The organism is Gordonia sp. N1V, from assembly GCF_029269935.1.
GTDB classification, from domain to species: Bacteria; Actinomycetota; Actinomycetes; order Mycobacteriales; family Mycobacteriaceae; genus Gordonia; species Gordonia polyisoprenivorans.
Genome location: NZ_JARJDD010000084.1, coordinates 1 through 362 on the forward strand (window position 1 = coordinate 1; position 362 = coordinate 362).

The following is a 362-nucleotide window of genomic DNA, read 5'->3' on the forward strand; positions in this document are numbered from 1 at the left end:
AGATGGACCCGTCCGCCGCGTGCGCGAGCAGCAGATCCACATCGGTGGTGGCGGCGACCCGCACATATCGCGAAGCGACGGCGGGTGCGAAACCCATGCTGATCAACAACTCCCGCAGCCGGGTGGTCTTGTGATCGGCCACGCCCAGCCGATCCATCTCACCGGTAAGTGATGTGGCGTGGTGATCGACCAGATTGCGCAACAGTAGGACTTGTTTCATCGCACCGAAAGGCTTGGGGTCCGGTCATCTCGGGATTCCATTGCAGGTCGCTGAGTTGGGCGACGATGGTGGCGAAGACTGCCTCGGCGTCAACATCTTTGACGTCGAGAGTTGTGGTGGTGTCGATCATGGGCCCCTCCCC

The 362-nt window shown here is 61.6% G+C and carries 1 pseudogene; it reads right to left on the reverse strand.

From position 1 onward, the window contains the following. Positions 1 to 350: pseudogene (locus P3L18_RS28210) on the reverse strand (HNH endonuclease); the annotation flags it as partial. Positions 351 to 362: the final 12 nt, after the last annotated feature.